The organism is Phytohabitans sp. LZ39, from assembly GCF_059359075.1.
Window position 1 is genome coordinate 22891 of sequence record NZ_JCADBM010000002.1, and the last position, 18188, is coordinate 41078.

The 18188-nt window shown below is 71.7% G+C and carries 17 protein-coding genes; 14 read left to right on the forward strand and 3 right to left on the reverse strand.

Going from position 1 to position 18188, the window contains the following annotated elements; translation table 11 throughout:
• The first annotated feature begins 26 nt into the window (after positions 1–26).
• From ssd to AC5L36_RS03725, 7 genes are all read left to right on the forward strand, one after another.
• On the forward strand, positions 27–1121 hold the full coding sequence (gene ssd, locus AC5L36_RS03695) for a septum site-determining protein Ssd (protein ID WP_441213881.1): 1095 nt from the start codon (positions 27–29) through the stop codon (positions 1119–1121).
• Positions 1118–2308: a TadA family conjugal transfer-associated ATPase gene (locus tag AC5L36_RS03700; RefSeq protein ID WP_441213883.1), complete on the forward strand. Its 1191-nt coding sequence runs from the start codon at positions 1118–1120 to the stop codon at positions 2306–2308. The genes ssd and AC5L36_RS03700 overlap by 4 nt, the downstream gene beginning before the upstream one ends.
• 679 nt (positions 2309–2987) lie before the next feature.
• The gene (locus tag AC5L36_RS03705) at positions 2988–3602 is read left to right on the forward strand and encodes a hypothetical protein (RefSeq protein WP_441213884.1); all 615 of its coding nucleotides are present in this window, start codon (positions 2988–2990) and stop codon (positions 3600–3602) included.
• Between the two features lie 174 nt (positions 3603–3776).
• Positions 3777–4487: a type II secretion system F family protein gene (locus AC5L36_RS03710; protein WP_441213886.1), complete on the forward strand. Its 711-nt coding sequence runs from the start codon at positions 3777–3779 to the stop codon at positions 4485–4487.
• Between the two features lie 415 nt (positions 4488–4902).
• Positions 4903–5121, forward strand: a complete 219-nt coding sequence (locus AC5L36_RS03715) for a DUF4244 domain-containing protein (protein WP_441214465.1) — start codon at positions 4903–4905, stop codon at positions 5119–5121.
• Positions 5118–5522: a TadE family type IV pilus minor pilin gene (locus AC5L36_RS03720; RefSeq protein ID WP_441213888.1), complete on the forward strand. Its 405-nt coding sequence runs from the start codon at positions 5118–5120 to the stop codon at positions 5520–5522. Before AC5L36_RS03715 ends, AC5L36_RS03720 begins: the two co-directional genes overlap by 4 nt.
• Complete coding sequence (locus AC5L36_RS03725; protein WP_441213890.1) at positions 5519–5932, forward strand: Rv3654c family TadE-like protein; 414 nt, start codon at positions 5519–5521, stop codon at positions 5930–5932. The genes AC5L36_RS03720 and AC5L36_RS03725 overlap by 4 nt, the downstream gene beginning before the upstream one ends.
• Positions 5933–6032: 100 nt before the next feature.
• On the opposite strand, the gene AC5L36_RS03730 is transcribed toward AC5L36_RS03725, so the two are convergent.
• The gene (locus AC5L36_RS03730) at positions 6033–6230 is read right to left on the reverse strand and encodes a hypothetical protein (RefSeq protein WP_441213891.1); all 198 of its coding nucleotides are present in this window, start codon (positions 6228–6230) and stop codon (positions 6033–6035) included.
• A 50-nt stretch (positions 6231–6280) separates the two neighbouring features.
• Positions 6281–8560 carry a DEAD/DEAH box helicase gene (locus tag AC5L36_RS03735; protein ID WP_441213893.1) on the reverse strand — a complete coding sequence of 760 codons (2280 nt, stop codon included), beginning with the start codon at positions 8558–8560 and terminating at the stop codon, positions 6281–6283.
• Positions 8561–8696: 136 nt separating this feature from the next.
• On the opposite strand from AC5L36_RS03735, the gene AC5L36_RS03740 reads away from it, so the two are divergent.
• From AC5L36_RS03740 to AC5L36_RS03770, 7 genes are all read left to right on the forward strand, one after another.
• Complete coding sequence (locus AC5L36_RS03740) at positions 8697–9047, forward strand: STAS domain-containing protein (protein WP_441213894.1); 351 nt, start codon at positions 8697–8699, stop codon at positions 9045–9047.
• Positions 9044–9481, forward strand: a complete 438-nt coding sequence (locus AC5L36_RS03745) for an ATP-binding protein (protein WP_441213896.1) — start codon at positions 9044–9046, stop codon at positions 9479–9481. The genes AC5L36_RS03740 and AC5L36_RS03745 overlap by 4 nt, the downstream gene beginning before the upstream one ends.
• Before the next feature lie 203 nt (positions 9482–9684).
• Positions 9685–12045: a sodium-translocating pyrophosphatase gene (locus tag AC5L36_RS03750; RefSeq protein ID WP_441213898.1), complete on the forward strand. Its 2361-nt coding sequence runs from the start codon at positions 9685–9687 to the stop codon at positions 12043–12045.
• 76 nt (positions 12046–12121) lie between these two features.
• Entirely contained in the window at positions 12122–12652 is a 531-nt protein-coding gene (locus AC5L36_RS03755; RefSeq protein WP_441213900.1) for a hypothetical protein, read from the forward strand.
• Positions 12643–13251: a hypothetical protein gene (locus tag AC5L36_RS03760; RefSeq protein WP_441213901.1), complete on the forward strand. Its 609-nt coding sequence runs from the start codon at positions 12643–12645 to the stop codon at positions 13249–13251. The genes AC5L36_RS03755 and AC5L36_RS03760 overlap by 10 nt, the downstream gene beginning before the upstream one ends.
• A 175-nt stretch (positions 13252–13426) precedes the next feature.
• Entirely contained in the window at positions 13427–16237 is a 2811-nt protein-coding gene (gene topA, locus AC5L36_RS03765) for a type I DNA topoisomerase (RefSeq protein WP_441213902.1), read from the forward strand.
• A gap of 25 nt (positions 16238–16262) precedes the next feature.
• Positions 16263–16571, forward strand: a complete 309-nt coding sequence (locus AC5L36_RS03770) for a hypothetical protein (RefSeq protein ID WP_441213904.1) — start codon at positions 16263–16265, stop codon at positions 16569–16571.
• A 131-nt stretch (positions 16572–16702) separates the two neighbouring features.
• Here AC5L36_RS03770 and AC5L36_RS03775 read toward each other — a convergent pair whose 3' ends face one another.
• Positions 16703–18010: a D-arabinono-1,4-lactone oxidase gene (locus AC5L36_RS03775; protein WP_441213905.1), complete on the reverse strand. Its 1308-nt coding sequence runs from the start codon at positions 18008–18010 to the stop codon at positions 16703–16705.
• Positions 18011–18188: the final 178 nt, after the last annotated feature.

Consider the following 18188-nt stretch of genomic DNA (forward strand, 5'->3'; position numbering starts at 1 on the left):
TCCCGCCACCGCCGTAGGAGCAGCGAATGCCAATGCCGTCCATGCCCGCCGCTCGTCGCCTGCCCTTGCTGGTCACCACCGATGACGACCTCCTCGAAGACCTCCTCCGCCTGGCCGCCGCCGGCGGCTGTGAGATCGAGGTCGCGCCGGACCCGGCCGCCGCCCGTCCGCGATATCCGGGCGCGCCGCTGGTCCTCATCGGGATGGACCAGGCCAACGCCGCTCTCCGCACCGCCTTGCCGCGCCGCCCACGCGTCGTCCTGGTCGGCAGGTCATCGGGGTACCGAGACGACCCTTGGCAGCTCGCCCAGGCGTTGGGTGCCGAGCACGTGGCGATACTGCCGGCCGCCGAGGGATGGCTGGTGGAGCGGTTCGCCGAGCGGTTGCCGAGCCGGGGGCACGGCAGGGTGCTGGGCGTCGTCGGCGGGCGGGGAGGCGCAGGTGCGAGCGTGCTGGCCAGCGGCCTGGCGATGACCGCGAAGCGGGCCGGCCTCCGCACGCTCCTGGTCGACGCCGACCCGCTCGGGGGCGGGCTCGATCTGGTCCTCGGTTGGGAGGATCTCGACGGGCTGCGGTGGCCGGCGCTCAGCCAGGCCGACGGCCGCATCGACGCGACCGCGCTGGTGGGAGCACTGCCCAACCGCGGCGGGCTGGTGGTGCTCTCGTGGGATCGGGGCGAGATGGTCGGCCTTCCAGCGCAGGCGATGGCGGCGACCATCGATGCCGGCCGTCGCGCCTGCGACCTGGTGGTGGTCGACCTGCCACGGCAGTTCGACGACGCGGCGGTGGTGGCGTTGCAGTCGGCCGACCGGGTCTACCTGGTGGTGCCGGCCGAGCTCCGCGCTGCCGCGGCCGCTGGCCGGATCGCCGCGCTCACCCGCCTGCATTGCGCCGACGTGGCGCTGATCGTGCGCGGCCCCACTCCAGGCCGTCTCCGTGCCCGCGACATCGCCGACTCACTGCACATGCCGCTCGCCGGCACCCTGCGCCCCGAGCCGGCGCTGTGCCGCAGCCTGGAGCAGGGTGTGGCGCCGACGTCGAAGGGGCGCGGCCCGTTGGCGGCGCTGTGCCAGCGCTTGATTTCCGAGCTGACCAGCACGTCGATGGAGGCCGCGGCATGAGCGGGCAGATCGATCTCGCGGGCCGGGTGCGCCGGCGCTTCGCTGTCGAGGGCGTGGAGGCGACGCCGTCAGCGGTGGTGTCGGCGGTGCGCAGCGAGCCCGCCGGCGCCGTTTTAGGCGACAGCGCCGTGCTACGCCTCGCCAGCCAGGTGCACAGCGATCTAGTGGGAGCCGGGCCGCTGACGCCGTATCTGACCGACCCGGCGGTCACCGACGTGCTCGTCAACGGGCGGGACGTGTGGGTCGATCGGGGCTGCGGCCTCCAGCGGGTGTCCACTGTGCTCGGCGGTGTCGACGAGGTGCGGCGGCTCGCCCAGCGGTTGGCGGCCGGTTGCGGGCGTCGACTCGACGACGCCAGCCCGTACGTCGACGCGCGCCTGGCCGACGGCACCCGACTGCACGCCGTGCTTCCGCCGGTGGCCACCGAGGGCCCGTACCTGTCGCTGCGCACGTTCCGGCAGCGGCCGTTCACGCTGCATGAGTTGATCGAGCAGGGCACGGTCCCTGAGCCGATCGCGACGCTGCTGGCCGCGATCGTGGGCGCCCGTTTGGCATACCTGGTGACCGGCGGCACCGGCTCCGGCAAGACCACCCTGCTCAATACCTTGCTCGGACTGGTGCCGCCGGTCGAGCGGATCGTGCTGGTCGAAGACGCCGCCGAGCTGCGACCGGTGCACCCGCACGTCGTCGGCCTCCAGGCACGCACGTCCAATGTGGAGGGCGCGGGCACCGTGACGCTCAGCGACCTCGTGCGCCAGGCGCTGCGCATGCGACCCGACCGGCTGGTGGTGGGCGAGTGCCGCGGGAGCGAGGTCGTCGATCTGCTTGCCGCGCTCAACACCGGCCACGAGGGCGGCGCTGGCACGCTTCACGCCAACTCGCCGGCCGACGTGCCCGCGCGGCTTGAGGCGCTGGGCCTGTTGGGCGGCCTGCCCCGCGCCGCGCTGCACGCCCAGGCGGCGGCCGCGCTCCAGACGGTGCTCCACGTGCGGCGCACCCGTGGCGGACGCATCCTCGACTCGATCAGCGTGCTGACGCCCTCCGGCAGCGAGCGGCTTGTGGCGGTGCTCCCGGCGTGGCGGCGGGGACACGGGCCAGGGCCGGGGGCTCCAGCGTTGGCCCGGATGTTCCTCGACCGCTCGGTCCTGGTGCCGCCGGTGCTGTCACCACAAGGGGGCCGGCCGTGACAGCACACTGGATGGTCGCTGCCACCTGCCTTGTCGCCGCGGCCGTCGTGCTGGCCTGGCCGCGGCGCGGTCGCCCTGCCCGCTTGCTGACCGCGTCGCGTCCAGCAGAGCGGAGCCTGCACGCTCGGGTCGAGTCGCTCTCCGGCCCCCGGGCGATGATGGTGGCGGTTGCCCTCGCCGCCCTCACCGGCACGCTGGTCGCCGGACCGGTCGCCGGTGTGGTGGCCGGCGGATACGGCGCTATCGCGGTGCACACGGTGCTGCGCCGCCGGGCCACCCGGGCAGCGGCGGCTATGCGGACCCGGTCGCTCGACGCGCTGTGCGGATTGGCGGCGGATCTCCGGGCCGGCCTCCCCGCCACGGGTGCCGCCCAGGTGGCCGGCGCCACCGATCCCGCGGCCGGTCCGGGCGCGATCGAAGACCGCCGGATGGCCGAGCTCGCGGGGGCGGCCTGGCGCCTGGCGGAACGCACCGGCGCGCCCATCGCCGACCTGATCGAGCGGATCGAGGCCGACGCCCGTGCCATGGACCGGGCGAGCGCGGCCGCGGCGGCCCAGGCCGCGGGTGCGCGGGCCACGGCGTGGCTGCTCGCCGGCCTGCCGGTGGGTGGCATCGCGCTGGGATACAGCATCGGGGCCGATCCACTGGCCGTATTGCTGCACACCTCGATCGGCGCCGCTTGTGCCGTGGGCGCGATCGTGCTCCAGGTGGCAGGGCTGGCCTGGGCCGACCGCATCGCCTCGGTGGGCACCGCGCGACCTGCGTCCGCACCGCGGACACCGGCACAACCACCCACGACGACATCTGGAGCGGCGGCGTCATCGACGGCGCTACCTATATCCAGGACGGCGTCAAGAGGACCGTCGCCGGCGCTGCCACCGCGGCCGAAGGTCACATCGCAGCCAGACGCACCAAGACCAGCAGTGGTACCAGCTCCGACGGCGCCACCACGGGCGAAGGCGGCACCGCCGGCGTGGCCCGCACCGGCGGCGGCATCCGGAGCGGCAGCGACACCGACGATGCCGCCACGGCCGGCAGCGGCGGCGCCACGACCACAGGCAGGCACGGCGGCGGCCGGAGGAGCAGCACCGGCATCGAGAGTGCCACTACGACCGAGGGTGACATCGCCGGCGGCAAACGCATCACCTACGGCGCCAGCAGCGGCACCGCCGGCAACAGTGCCGCCACGGGCGAAGGCGGCACCGCAGACGGCGCAGGCCCGCGTCGGGGCATCCGGAGCGGTGCCAGCACAGACCGGGAGACCGCGGCCGGCGGTGGCACCAGCCTCGTCTGATCCACTTTGGACAGCGGTCGGACTGACCAGCCCATGGCCGGAGACCGCCGGACCGGTGCGGGCGGACGGCACCGGAGGCACCCCCGGTCGTCCGACGCATCATCCGCTGCCGCGTGCCGCGGTCGGCCGCAGTGCGGCGGTCGCCGCTGAGCGGGCTGAGCCGAGGAGCGAAGCATGACGCCGGCGGAGGCATTGCTCGTCGCGTGCCTGGTGGCGGCCGCGGTCGTTGCCGGCGTGCGTGGCCGGCCGGCCCGGCGGCGACTGGCCAGCCTATCCACGCGCCGGCGATGGCGGCCCAACCCGATGCGGCTCGCGGCGGGCCTGGGCGGCTTCGCCCTCGCGATCTTCGTGGGCGGCCTGCCAGGACTGGTGGTCGGCGCGGTCGCGGCGGTGGTCCTGGAGCGCTTCCTGCGACGGCTGGAGCCTCCCGAGGCGCGGGCGCGACGGCTGCGTGAGATCGCCGACCTGCCGCTAGCGGCCGACCTGATGGCGGCCGGCCTCCGCGCGGGCGCGCCGGTGGACCATGCCGCCGCGGCCGTGGCGGACGCGGTCGGTGGCCCGCTCGGCGAGCGCCTCGCTCGGGTAGCCCGCTCCCTCCGGCTGGGCGCTGAGCCAGCCGAGGCGTGGGGGCATCTCGCGCCGGTGGCCGGTGCTGGGCGGATGGCGCAGGCGGCCGCGAGGTCCAGCGCCAGCGGAGCAGCCCTGGCCGGTGCACTGGTCCGGCTCGCGGACGACCTGCGTGCCGATCGCGCGGTGGCGAGCGAGGCGGCCGCCCGGCGTGCGGGGGTGCTCATCGTGCTGCCGCTGGGGCTGTGCTTCCTGCCGGCGTTCATCCTTGCCGGCCTGGTGCCGGTGCTGGTCGCGGTCCTGCGTGACGTGCTCTGAGGTCGCCAGCCGGCCGAGGCGCTGCCGGCTTCGACGCGGCCGGCGGCATCGAGCCGCCGCCAGCCTCGAGAGCCGCCCGCGACCCACGTGCGGCAAGACCGCTGGCGAATTCGAGGCGTCGCCCGCTTCGAGGAGATGCCGAGCCGCTGGCTTCGAGGCCGCAGGCCGTGTTGAGCGGCTGCTTCGAGGCCGCAGGCGATGCCGAGCGGCTGGCTTTGAGGCCGCAGGCCGTGTCGTGCGGCTGGCTTTGAGGCCGCAGGCGGTGTCGTGCGGCTGGCTTTGAGGCTGGATGCCGTGTCGAGCCGCCGGCTTTGAGGCGGCTGGCGATGTCCGGCCGCTGCTGAGGGGAAACGAGGGCGTGGAGGAGCTTCGCCCGCCAGCCCGGCGGGTGTGGGGGATTCGACGAAGAGAGGGGATTCGTGTGCGCAGTCTGATCGCCCGGCTATGGGGAGCCGGGTTGCGGGGGATCGTGGCGCGGAGGCGCCGCGTGGCGGCCGACGCCGGGATGAACACCGCTGAGTACGCCGTCGGCACCATGGCGGCTGTCGCGTTCGCCGGCGTGCTGCTGAAGGTGGTCACCAGCGGCAGCATCTTCCGAGCGCTCACCGGCATCATCGAGGGGGCGCTGAAGTGAGCCGGGGCCGGCGGCCCGGCCGCGATCCGCGATCTGACCGCGATCGGAGAGCGGGCCGTGACCGGGGGTCGTTCACGGCCGAGTTGGCGGCTGGGCTGCCGGCCCTGATGCTGTTGCTGTTCGCCGGGCTGACGGCGGTCAACGCGGTGACGACCAAGGCCCACTGCGTGGACGCCGCCCGTGAGGCCGCGCTTGCGGCCGCCCGCGGCGAGAGCGGAGTGGCGGCGGGGCAGCGGATAGCGCCGCCCGGCGCAGCGGTTTCGATCGCGATGGCGGGCGACACAGTGGTGGCGACCGTGAGGGCACCGGTGCGCGCGATCGGGGCCGGCGTCCCCGGCACGACGGTCACGGCGACGGCCGTCGCCGCCGTGGAGCCCGGCACGCCGGAGCCGGCGGGATGAGCCGCCAACGACACGCGGTCCGCGGCGGGCGGTGTCGCCGCGGTGAAGAGCGGGGGAGACGAGCGGCGGATCGGGGTGCCGCGACCATCATGGTCCTGGCGATCGGGCTGGTGCTGATCGGCGTCGCGGTGGCCGGGGCCGCGGTGGGCGCGGCGCGTGTGGCACGGCACGAGGCGCGCACGGCGGCTGACCTTGGCGCGCTCGCGGGCGCGATGCGGGTGCTCGAAGGCCCGGACACCGCCTGCGCCCGCGCGGGCGAGCTGGTGGCCAGAAATGGCGGACGGCTAGCCGCGTGCACAGTGGATGGTCTGGACCTCATTGTCGCCGCTGAGGTCGACGTGACACCGCTGCCCGGCCTCACCCGCACCGCACGTGCGGCGGCCCGCGCCGGCCCGATCCGCACCGAGTAGGGCCGCGCGGCCGCGCCGCACCGGCCCACGCCGCGAACGCAACGCCGGGCCGCGTCGCACCGCATCGCGCAACGCCGGGCCGCGTCGGGCCGCGTCGCCGCTAGGGCTGCGCGACGCGTACGGCCAGGCCGTTGAGGATCTGGTGGATGCTGTAGAGGCGTTGGTTGATCATTTCTAGGCGTTCGGCCTGGGCGAAAGCGGCGTAGGCCTGGGCTAGGGCGATCTGCTGGTCGGTGGTCAGGGTTTCTTGGTTGATTCCGTAGAGGATCTCTATGGTCTCGGCGATCGTGTTGGCCACGGGTTGACGCTACCTACCCATCCATGCTCATCGAAGTACGTGAGCAAGATTTAACGGGGTAGCGACGCCAGCACCACATCCAGGACACGTACCGCGTCGGGCTTGGAGAGTGGGTTGTTGCCGTTGCCGCACTTGGGTGACTGCACGCATGACGGGCAACCCGCCTCGCAGGCGCAGCCGTCGATCGCGTCTCGCGTTGCCTGTAGCCACCCGGCGGCGATTCTGTACGCGCGCTCCGCGAAGCCGGCGCCGCCGGGGTGGCCGTCGTACACGAAGACGGTGGGTGTGCCGGTGTCCGGGTGTGCCGCGGTGGAGAGGCCGCCGATGTCCCAGCGGTCGCAGGTGGCGACCAGCGGGAGTAGGCCGATCGCGGCGTGTTCGGCCGCGTGTAGGCCGCCGGGCACGTCTTCGACGCCGGCGGCCTCAAGTGACCGTGGCGACAGCGTGAACCACACCGCCGTCGTGCGGAGCTCGCGTGTGGGCAGGTCGAGTGGCCAGGTGCCGAGCACCTCGCCCGAGCCGATGCGGCGGCGCTGGTACGAGACGACCTGGCTGGTCACGTCGACGTCGCCGAAGAAGAGGCCGACCGGGCCGGCATCCACATAAGAGCGTACCGAGGTGACGGAGAGGGAGGTGACGTCGCGGGCGTGGGTGGACCACTCGGGTTCCTCGCGGTGTACGAGCGCGACCGCGTCGTCCAGGTCGAGGGTGTCCACGACGTACGACTCGCCCTGGTGCAGGTAGACGGCTCCTGAGTGGACCATGAAGTGCGAGGAGGCGGGGTCGACGGTGCCGAGCAGGCGGCCTGTGGCGGCCTCGACCACGCAGACCGGCAGGCCGCCGGTGCCGCGCAGGTCGACCTCGGGTCGGCCCTCGCCGGTCCAGTACCAGCCGCTGGGGCGGCGCCGCAGGACGCCTTCGGCGACTAGTTCGTCGAGCACCGCGGGCGCGTCGGGGCCGAAGAGTGGGAGGTCGGCTCGGGTGAGCGGGGCCTCGTACGCGGCGCTGCACAGCTGTGGGGCCAGCACGTACGGGTTGGCGGGGTCGAGCACGGTCGCCTCCACGGGGCGGCCGAAGAGGGCCTCCGGGTGGTGGACGAGGTAGGTGTCGAGTGGGTCGTCGCGGGCGACGAGCACGGCCAGTGCCTCGTGGCCGTTGCGACCGGCGCGGCCGGCCTGCTGCCACAGCGAGGCGCGGGTGCCGGGCCAGCCGCAGATCACGACCGCGTCGAGACCGACCAGGTCGACGCCGAGTTCGAGGGCGTTGGTGGAGGCGAGGCCGAGCAGCTCGCCGGAGTGCAGGGCGGCTTCGAGCTCGCGCCGTTCTTCACGTAGGTAGCCACCCCGGTAGGCGGCGACCCGTGCGCCCAGGCCGGGCACCGCCTCGTCGAGTGACCGCCGTGCCATGGTCGCGATGGCTTCGGCGCCGCGCCGGGAGCGGACGAACGCCAGGGTGCGTACACCGTTGATGACGGCGTCGGTGAGCAGGTCGGCGCTTTCGCGTAGCGCCGATCGGCGGACAGGTGCGGCGTCCTCGCCGCCGGAACCGGGCACGAGCGGCGGCTCCCACAGCGCGAAGGTCACGCCGCCGCGTGGCGATGCGTCTTCGGTGACGGCCTCGACGACCAGGCCGGTGAGTCGCTTTGCGGAGGTGGCGGGGTCGCCGGAGGTCGCGGAAGCCAGCACGAACACGGGGGTGCGGCCGTAGCGGTTGGCTGCCCGGCGCAGGCGCCGCAGCACGTGGGCGACGTGTGAGCCGAAGACGCCGCGGTAGGTGTGGCACTCGTCGACCACCACGTATCGCAGGCGCCGCAGGAAGGTCTGCCACGCGGCGTGTCCGGGGAGGATGCCGTGGTGGAGCATGTCCGGGTTGGTCAGCACGAAACGCGAGTGCTGCCGGATCCACTCCCGCTCCTCGCGCGGTGTGTCGCCGTCGTAACACGCCGGCCGTACACCATCGATGCCGAGAGCGGCGACGGCGCGCAACTGGTCGGCGGCGAGCGCCTTGGTCGGCGCGAGATAAAGGGTCGTGGCGCGCGGGTCTTCGAGCAGGGCGGCCAGCGCCGGGAGCTGGTAGGCCAGCGACTTTCCGGAGGCGGTGCCGGTGGCGACGACGACGTGGCGCCCGGCGTGGGCGTGGCTCGCCGCCTCGGCCTGGTGGCGCCACGGCGCCGCGACCCCGCGCTCGGCGAGGGCCTCGCGCAGCGGGTCGGGCACCCAGCTGGGCCAGGGCACCGTCTCGCCCTCGCGGGTGGGCACCCGCTCGATGTGCGTGACGGAGTCGGGGCCCAATCGGCGGAGCAGCTCAGCCGGCTCGGCGACGGTCGTCACGCCATGCACTCTCGCACTGGTGTGCGGAAAACCCAAACAGGTGAGTGTGCCGAAACCTGAACGCGCTGGCCGGGCGGCTCACCGCAGCCGTCGTGTCGGTGGTTAGATGCCCAAGAAGGCAGTAGAGGGAGGCCCGATGGAGCTCTCGCTTGCGACCCGCGCCGTCGCCGAGCACGCGGTGCTGGAGGTCGGCGGCGAGGTGGACGTGTATACGGCGCCGCGGCTGCGCGAGCGGCTCAACGAGCTGATCGACGGCGGTGCGCGGAGCATCGTGGTCGACCTCAACAGGGTGGACTTCCTGGACTCCACCGGCCTTGGCGTGCTCGTCGGCGCCCACCGGCGGCTGCGTCCGCTCGGTGGCCGGTGCGTGCTGGCCTGTGACAAGGAGCCGCTGCTCAAGATTTTCCGCATCACCGCCCTGGACCAGGTGTTTCCCCTGTACCCCTCGGTGGAGGCGGCGACGGACCAATCCGGCCCCACCGCGTGATGTCGACGGTCAAACTCGCGTTCTCGCCGGCACCGGTGCACGTCCGCACGGCGCGGCTGGTCGGCGTGGCGGTGGCCCGGCGTGCCGGGGTGGCCGAGGAGTTGCTCGACGAGGTGCGGCTGGCGATCGGTGAGGCGTGCACGCGGGCGGTGGCGCTGCACCGGCAGTACCAGCTGCCCGACCTGGTGCAGATGGAGATGAGTGACGACGAGAGCTACACCGTGCGGGTGATCGACCGCGCGCCGATCGAGACCGGGCTGGGGCTGCGCACCCTTCCGCCGGATGAGTTGGCCAACGAGGCGCTCACCGACGAGGCGCTCACGGTTGGTGTCGGATTTGCGCTCCTTGCCGGCTTCGTCGATGATCTACAGGTGCGCCCCGTGGACGTCGGCATCGGCACAGAAGTGCGTATGGTCTGGCCCGTGGGGAAGTAAACCGGCTAACACAGCGGCGAATATCACCGTCACACAGCTGGTGGGCGGTGTGACCGTCGACACGGTGTGCCGCTACAGTACCCGGGTTATCTGCAAGAACCCGGGTGCGCGGGCGCCGGGGTTCGATTGCTCAATCGCGTGCAGGCGCTCCGCCGGTTCGTCCGCCGGCTGGGCGGGAATCGCAACGGCTCAGGAGGACATAGATGTCCGAAAGCTTGGCCGCCGACAGCGGCGGGCTGTCCATCACCGGTAGCAACCTTACGTACGTCATCATCGCGGCAGTGATCGCGCTGGTGGCGCTCGGCTTCGCGGCAGCCCTGGTCAGGGCCGTGCTGGCGGCTGGTAAGGGCACCGAAAAAATGCAGGAGATCGCTGGCGCCGTACAGGAGGGCGCCTCGGCCTACCTGTTCCGCCAGTTCAGGACCCTCAGCATCTTCGTCGTTATCGCTGTTGTGGTCCTGTTCGTGCTGCCGGTGCACGGTGACAGCGACAACGAGACGCTGGTCAAGATCGGCAGGTCGGCGTTCTTCATCGTGGGTGCGGTGTTCAGCGCGTTCATCGGTGGCGCGGGCATGGCCCTGGCGACGCGCGCCAACCTTCGGGTGGCCGCCGCGGCGCGGGCCAGCGAGGGCGGTCGCGAGGAGGCGATGAAGATCGCCTTCCGCACCGGCGGCGTAGTCGGCTTCCTCACCGTCGGCCTCGGCCTGTTCGGCGCCGCGCTCGTGGTGCTGCTGTACGAGGGCGACGCGCCCACCGTGCTGGAGGGCTTCGGCTTCGGTGCCGCTCTGCTCGCGATGTTCATGCGGGTCGGCGGCGGCATCTTCACCAAGGCCGCGGACGTCGGCGCCGACCTGGTCGGCAAGGTGGAGCAGGGCATCCCCGAGGATGACCCGCGCAATGCCGCCACCATCGCCGACAACGTGGGCGACAACGTCGGCGACTGCGCCGGCATGGCGGCGGACCTCTTCGAGTCGTATGCCGTCACGTTGGTCGCCGCGCTGATCCTCGGCCGGGCCGCGTTCGGCGAGGACGGCCTGATCTTCCCGCTGATTGTCTCCGGCATCGGCGTGGTCATCGCGATCGTCGGCGTGTTCATCACCCGCCTACGCGCCTCGGACCGCAACGGCCTGACCGCGATCAACCGCGCCTTCTACATTTCCGCGCTCATCGCGGCCGTGCTCGTGGGCATCGCCTCCTTCGCGTACCTGCCCTCGGACTTCGCCGACTTCGGCGGCGGCGTGCCGGACCTCGACGGCAGCCCGGAGCTCATCGCGATCGGCGCGGTCGTGATCGGTATCGTGCTGGCCGCCGCCATCCAGGCGCTGACCGGCTACTTCACCGAGACCAACCGGCGGCCGGTGCGCGACATCGGCAACAGCTCGGAGACCGGCGCGGCCACCGTCATCCTCGCCGGCATCAGCGTCGGCCTCGAGTCGGCCGTGTACTCCGCGCTGCTCATCGGCGCGGGCGTCTTCGGCGCCTTCCTGCTCGGTGGCGGCTCGATCACGCTCTCGCTCTTCGCGGTCGCGTTGGCCGGCACCGGCCTGCTCACCACAGTCGGCGTGATCGTCGCGATGGACACCTTCGGCCCGATCTCGGACAACGCGCAGGGCATCGCCGAGATGTCCGGCGACATCGACGAGCAGGGCGCTCGGACACTGACCGAGCTCGACGCGGTCGGCAACACCACCAAGGCGATCACCAAGGGCATCGCGATCGCGACGGCCGTCCTCGCGGCGACCGCGCTCTTCGGCTCGTACCAGGACACGGTGGTCGGCTCGCTCACCGATGCCGGCTCCGACCTGTCGATCGACGAACTGCTCAACGTCGCCAACCCGCGCAACCTGGTGGGTCTGATCATCGGTGCCGCGGTGGTCTTCCTCTTCTCCGGTCTGGCTATCAACGCGGTGTCCCGCTCGGCGGGCGCGGTGGTGATGGAGGTGCGGCGCCAGTTCCGCGACTTCCCAGGGATCATGGACGGCACCCAGCGTCCGGAGTACGGCAAGGTCGTCGACATCTGCACCCGGGACGCGCAGCGCGAGCTGATGACCCCCGGCCTGCTGGCCGTGCTCGCCCCGATCGCGGTCGGGTTCGGTCTCGGCGCGGGTGCGCTCGCCGCGTACCTGGCCGGCGCCATCGGCACGGGTGTTCTCATGGCGGTCTTCCTGGCCAACTCGGGCGGTGCCTGGGACAACGCCAAGAAGCTTGTCGAGGATGGCGCGCACGGCGGCAAGGGCTCGGAGCAGCACGCGGCCACGGTCATCGGCGACACGGTGGGTGACCCGTTCAAGGACACCGCCGGTCCGGCCATCAACCCGCTGATCAAGGTGATGAACCTGGTCTCGCTGCTGATCGCCCCGGCCGTCGTGTCGTTCAGCATCGGCGACGACCAGAACGACCCGGTCCGTATCACCATCGCGATCGTGGCCGCGCTCATCATCGTGGCGGCGGTGGCGTTCAGCAAGCGCAAGCCCGTCGCGATGGGCGACGAGGGGTCCGGTGTGGAGTCGGGAAAAGCCGGTAACGGCTCGTCCGACCAGGAGCCCGAGCGAGTGAACGCCTGATATCTCGGTAGTGCACGACAAAGGGCGCCCCGTACGTGTACGGGGCGCCCTTTCGCAAACCGCTACGCTGCAACGCATGCGTACGCCCCGCGCGATACTCGTCGCACTCATGACGGCGTTCGCGCTCCTGGCCGGGGGCTGCGGGGGAGGGCCCGCGCCGCGGGCGTGGGCGGCCAACGTGTGCACCGCGCTGAGTCCCTGGCGCACCGAGATCAGCACGCTGACCAGCCGCACCCAGCAGCAGATGACGGCGAAGACCACGCCCGCGCAGGCCAAGGAAAACCTGGTACGCCTGCTGGGCGGTGCCGAGTCGGCCAGCGAGGCGGCTCGCGCCAAGGTCGAAGAGGCCGGCGTGCCCGATGTCGACGGCGGCGAGGGCGTGGCCAAGGGCTTCGTCAGCTCGCTGACCGCGATGCGCGACGCGTACGGGCGGGCCAGGCAGAGCATCGAAGGGCTTGACGCGGGACGCGCCGACCCCTTCTACGACGGCGTCGAGTCGGTCATGAGCACGCTGACCACGGAGTACAACCAGAGCGCCCTGGACACCAGCTCGCTCGACTCGGAGGAGCTGCGGGCGGCCTTCGACGAGGTCCCGGAGTGTCGCTGACCCCGGGCGCCCACGAGCCGACCCGGCGGCAGCTGTCGCTTTTCGGGGTGGAGGCACACGACCCCACCCCGGCCGACCTGGCCGGCCTGCTCGCCGGCCCGGCGCAGGTGGTCCGGATGGGCGGCACCGCTCGGGTCTCGGTCGAGGTCGACGGGGCCTGGCGGGTACACGTGCTGATCGCGGAGTTCGCCCTGCGCGGCCTCCAGGCGACCTGGGAACTGGCCACGGTCGAGGGACAGCTGGTCGTGCGTACCGCGTACGCGACAACCCTGGCCGCGCTCGGCGCCGCCTGGCTGCGTACGGCGGTCAAGCGCCCGCCGGCCGGGTTCCACCTCAACGGGCCCCGCCTGCGCCTGTGGGCGGCCGCGGCGGGCGGCTCTGACCAGCACGGATACGTGCTGCGCCTGGGCGCCCCGGACGAGCACTGCTGGGAGCCGGTGGGTGCGGCGCTGGCGGCCATCGGGCTGCCCGGAGTGCTGCTCGGGCCGCGTGCCGGCGGTCCCGCGTACCGGATAACGGGACGGCGCCGGCTGGGCCGTCTGGCGGAGCTTGTCGGCGACCGCCCGGCTGCCGCGCCACCGGCCGAATGGCCTGGTTGATCGGGGGAAAAGAGGCTCGTAGAACGGCGGTGGCCGACGTCCATGTTGCAGTTCGGTGTACGGTGTCGCCGACCGGTCCGCGCAACCGCCGGGCCGACGGCGCGTTACGTTGGACATCTGGCGTCCGATTCTGTAACCGGACGTGAGGGCCCAAGTAGTAAAGGTCAGGAGAGAAGTGCCGAGCAACGCCAGCAGCCGTCTGGTCATCGTCGAGTCACCGGCGAAGGCCAAGACGATCTCGGGTTATCTGGGCCCGGGATACGTCGTGGAGGCGAGCCTGGGCCATGTGCGTGACCTTCCGCGCAACGCCGCCGACGTGCCGGCTTCGCACAAGAAGGAGCCTTGGGCCCGGCTCGGCGTCGACGTCGACAACGGGTTCGCCGCCCTCTACGTCGTCTCTCCCGATCGAAGGGACCAGATACGCAAGCTTCGCTCGCTGGTCAAGGAGGTCGACGAGGTCTTCCTCGCCACCGATGAAGACCGCGAGGGCGAGGCCATCGCCTGGCACCTGGTGGAGACGCTCAAGCCCAAGGTGCCGGTCCGCCGGATGGTCTTCCACGAGATCACCAGGTCGGCGATCCAGGCCGCGATAGCGAACCCGCGCGATATCGACCGCGATCTCGTCGACGCGCAGGAGGCCCGCCGCATCCTCGACCGCCTCTACGGGTACGAAGTCTCGCCCGTGCTGTGGAAGAAGGTCATGCCGCGGCTCTCGGCCGGCCGGGTGCAGTCGGTCGCCACGCGCATCGTCGTGGAGCGCGAGCGGCAGCGGATGGCGTTCCGCACGGCCGAGTACTGGGACATCGCCGCCACCCTGGCGGTGCAGGGCCAGGTCGAGGGCCCTCGCACGTTCGGGGCGACGCTGATCGCGCTCGACGGCGACCGCATCGCCACCGGCAAAGACTTCGAGCCGACGACCGGGCAGGTGAGGCCGGGGGCCGGGGTCGTCCATCTGGACGCCGACGGCGCTCGTGGGCTGGCCGCTCGCCTGGACGGGCGGCCGTTCACTGTCACCCGCGTGGAGGAAAAGCCGTACCGGCGCAAGCCGTACGCGCCGTTCATCACCTCCACGCTCCAGCAGGAGGCCGCACGCAAGCTGCGCCTGTCCTCGCAGCAGACGATGCGGGTGGCGCAGCGGCTGTACGAAAACGGCTACATCACCTATATGCGTACCGACTCGGTCAATCTGTCGGAGACCGCCCTCGCCGCTGCCCGCCGGCAGATCGCCGAGCTGTACGGCGAGCGCAACGTGCCGCCGGAGCCGCGCCGCTACACCGGCAAGGTCAAAAACGCCCAGGAGGCGCACGAGGCGATCCGCCCCGCGGGTGACAACTTCCGGACACCTGGCGAGGTGGCCAAGGAGCTGTCGACCGAGGAGTTCAAGCTCTACGAGCTGATCTGGCGGCGCACGATCGCGTCCCAGATGACCGACGCGGTCGGTTCGTCCGTGTCCGTGCGCATCCGGGCCGTCTCCACCTCGGGGGAGGAGGCCGACTTCGGTGCTACCGGCAAGACGATCACCGATCCGGGCTTCCTGCGCGCGTACGTCGAGTCTTCCGACGACGAAAACGCCGAGGCCGACGACCAGGAGCGGCGCCTGCCCACCCTGGTCAAGGACCAGCCGCTCACCGCCGAGGAGCTGGCCGCGGTCGGGCACACCACCCAGCCGCCGTCCCGCTACACCGAGGCGTCGCTGGTCAAGCAGCTGGAAGAGCTGGGGATCGGCCGCCCGTCGACGTACGCGTCGATCATGGCGACCATCCAGGACCGCGGTTACGTGTTCAAACGCGGCCAGGCGCTGATCCCGTCCTTCCTCGCGTTCGCGGTGGTGGGGCTGCTGGAGCGGCACTACCCGCGGCTCGTCGACTACAACTTCACCGCGGCGATGGAAAACGAGTTGGACGAGATCGCCTCCGGCGACGCCCACTCGATCGACTTCCTGACCTCGTTCTACTTCGGCTCGCCGGTGGGTGACGACGGGTCGATCGCACGTTCCGGTGGCCTGAAGAAGATGGTCACCGAAAACCTCGGCGACATCGACGCCCGCAGCGTCAACTCGATCCCGCTGTTCCGCGACGACGACGGGCGCGACGTGGTGGTGCGGGTCGGCCGCTACGGGCCCTACCTCCAGCGCACCCTGCCCGACGCCACGCCTTCGGAGGGGTCGGACAACGGTGACGACCGGGTCTCCATCCCCGAAGGGCTGGCGCCCGACGAGCTCACCCCGGAGAAGGTCGAGGAGCTGTTCCTCGGCGGCGGCGGCGAGCGCAAGCTCGGCGAGCACCCGGAGACGGGCGAGCCAGTGGTGCTCAAGTCCGGCCGCTACGGCCCGTACGTGTCCACCGGCGACCGCAACGCCTCGCTGCTGCGCTCGCAGTCACCCGAGACCGTGACGCTCGAAGAGGCGCTCAAGCTGCTCACGCTGCCCCGCCTGGTCGGCACCGACCCGGAGGGCAACGAGATCCTCGCGGCCGCCGGGCGTTACGGCCCGTACGTCAAGCGCGGCGACGACTACCGCTCGCTCGACAACGAAGACAAGATCTTCACGGTCACGCTCGACGAGGCGCTGGCGCTGCTGGCCGCCCCGAAGACCCGCCAGCGCCGCGCGGCCGCCGAGCCGCTGCGCGAGCTGGGCGTCGACCCGCTCACCGAAAAGCAGATGACGATCAAGAACGGCCGCTTCGGGCCGTACGTCACCGACGGCGAGACGAACGCCTCGCTCAAGCGCGACCAGACGCCGGAGTCGCTCACGATCGAGCAGGCCTCGGAGATGCTGGCCGACCGCAGGGCACGCGGCCCGGCCAAGCCGCGCAAGAAGGCCGCCGCGGCGAAGAAGACGACGGCTGCGGCCTCGGGCGACGGTGCGACGCCGGCGAAGAAGACCGCGGCGAAGAAGACGGCCGCCAAGAAGACAACCGCCGCGAAGAAGGCGGCGCCGAAGAAGGCCGCCCCACGGAAGGCGGCCGCGCGGAAGGCTTCCGAGTAGTTCGAACACGTGTACGATAAGGCGCGTGTATGACCGCGACGTCCCTGACAAGCGTGCCGTCGTCATCCACAGCCTGTCCGGCTTCCATGGGCCGGTCAGGGGCCGGGTGAGGCTGCCGCACCGCATGTTCTGGCACGCCGACCGCGTGTTCGACCTCGACAAGCCGGCCGCGCTCCGCCGGATGTACGAGATCGTGCTGCGCGAGGCCCTGTCGTATGACGAGCTGCGCACCTGGCTCGACGTGCCGACCCTGCGCCGCGAGTGGCACAGCCTGTCGCTGCCCCCAGCCGTCCGCCGCGACTGGGAGCGCCGCCACCCAAGCCTGGCCGCTTGACGTTTCGGGATCGCCCTTTCTTGGACAATTCGCCCGTCCGCCAGTGCGGGCATATGCGCGGACCCGGGAAACGTGGAGCGCGGCGGAGCGTTTCTGGGGTGGAAGGGCGGAGCCGCCGGCCGCAACGAGCGTCAGGGGCCGAGCACGCGCTCGGTGTAGGCGTTGGCGAAGACGCGGGAGGGGTCGAGCTGGTCGCGGACGGCGAGGAAGTCGTCGAAGTGGGGATAAGCGGGGCGCAGCGACTCGGCGTCGCGGTAGTGGAGCTTGCCCCAATGTGGACGGCCGCCCAGATCCTGTGCGACCCGCTCGAACGCGCGGAAGTACGGCTCGTACTCGACGCCCACGTACTGGTGTATCGCGATGTACGCGGACTGGCGGCCGTGCCCGTGTGAGAGCCAGATGTCGTCCGGAGCGCTGAAGCGCACCTCGACCGGGATCAGCACCTTGAACGGCAACGACTCCACCACCCGACGCAGCCCGGCGAAGGCCTCGGGCAGCGCGGCGCGGGGCAGCGCGTACTCCATCTCGGTGAAGCGGACCCGCCGCGGGCTGACGAAAGCCTCGTCGGAGCGGGCCGTGTACACGCGTGGGCTGATCACGCGGGCCTCGGCGCGGGAGATGGCCGGCACCAGCGCGGGCATCCGGCGGCCGACACGGCAGAGGCCACCGAGCACGGTGTTCTGGAGGAAGTCGTCGTCCCACCAGGCGCGCAGCTTCGACAGCGGACGGTCGTCGGCGGCGACGCGGTTGTTGCGCTTGGTCAGGGTGCTCTCGGTGTAGGGCAGCCAGTAGAACTCGAAGTGGTCGTTGCCGCCGACGTGCTCGGGCAGGCCGGCCAGCACGGTGTCGAGCGGCATGGCGCGCTCGTCGGCGTGCAGCACGAATGCGTCGACGCAGCGCAGCTTGACCTCGGTGATGGCGCCGAGTGCGCCGAGCCCCACCTGGGCGGCCACGAAGACGTCCGGGCGCTCGTCCGGGCCGCAGGTGATCACTTCGCCGGTGCCGGTGACCAGGGTCAGGCCGACCACGAACGTGGAAAGGCACCCGTACGCGGCGCCGGTGCCGTGTGTGCCGGTGGAGATGGCGCCGGCGATGGTCTGCGCGTCGATGTCGCCGAGATTGGGCAGGGCGAGCCCGCGCGCGGCGAGCGCCTCGTTGAGCGCGCGCAGGGGCATGGCGGCGGGTGCGGTCACCACCCTCGAATCGAGGTCGACCGAAAGGGTGGATCCGATGCCCGAGAGGTCGAGTCGTATGTCCTCCGCCAGGGCGATATCGGTGAAGGAGTGCCCGCTGCCGACCGCCTTGACCCGGCGCCCACCGGCGGCGGTGTCTTGTATGACGGCCGTCACCTCATCGATGCTGGTGGGGCGTATTACGGTGACCGGTGTAGCGCTCTGGTTACCGGCCCAGTTACGCCAGGTGGCTGTCGTCGAGGCCATCCGAACCTCCGGCTAAACGTGAGTAACATTCATATCAGTGGCAACCACTCCGCGTAAACAGCCGCGATCCGTGGGCCGGCCTCGCTCGTTAACTTGAGTAAGGTTCTCACCGTCGAAAACCTCGAAAGGGAGTGGCGACGAGTGTCGACATCTACCGCGACCGTCACCACCGGGCCGC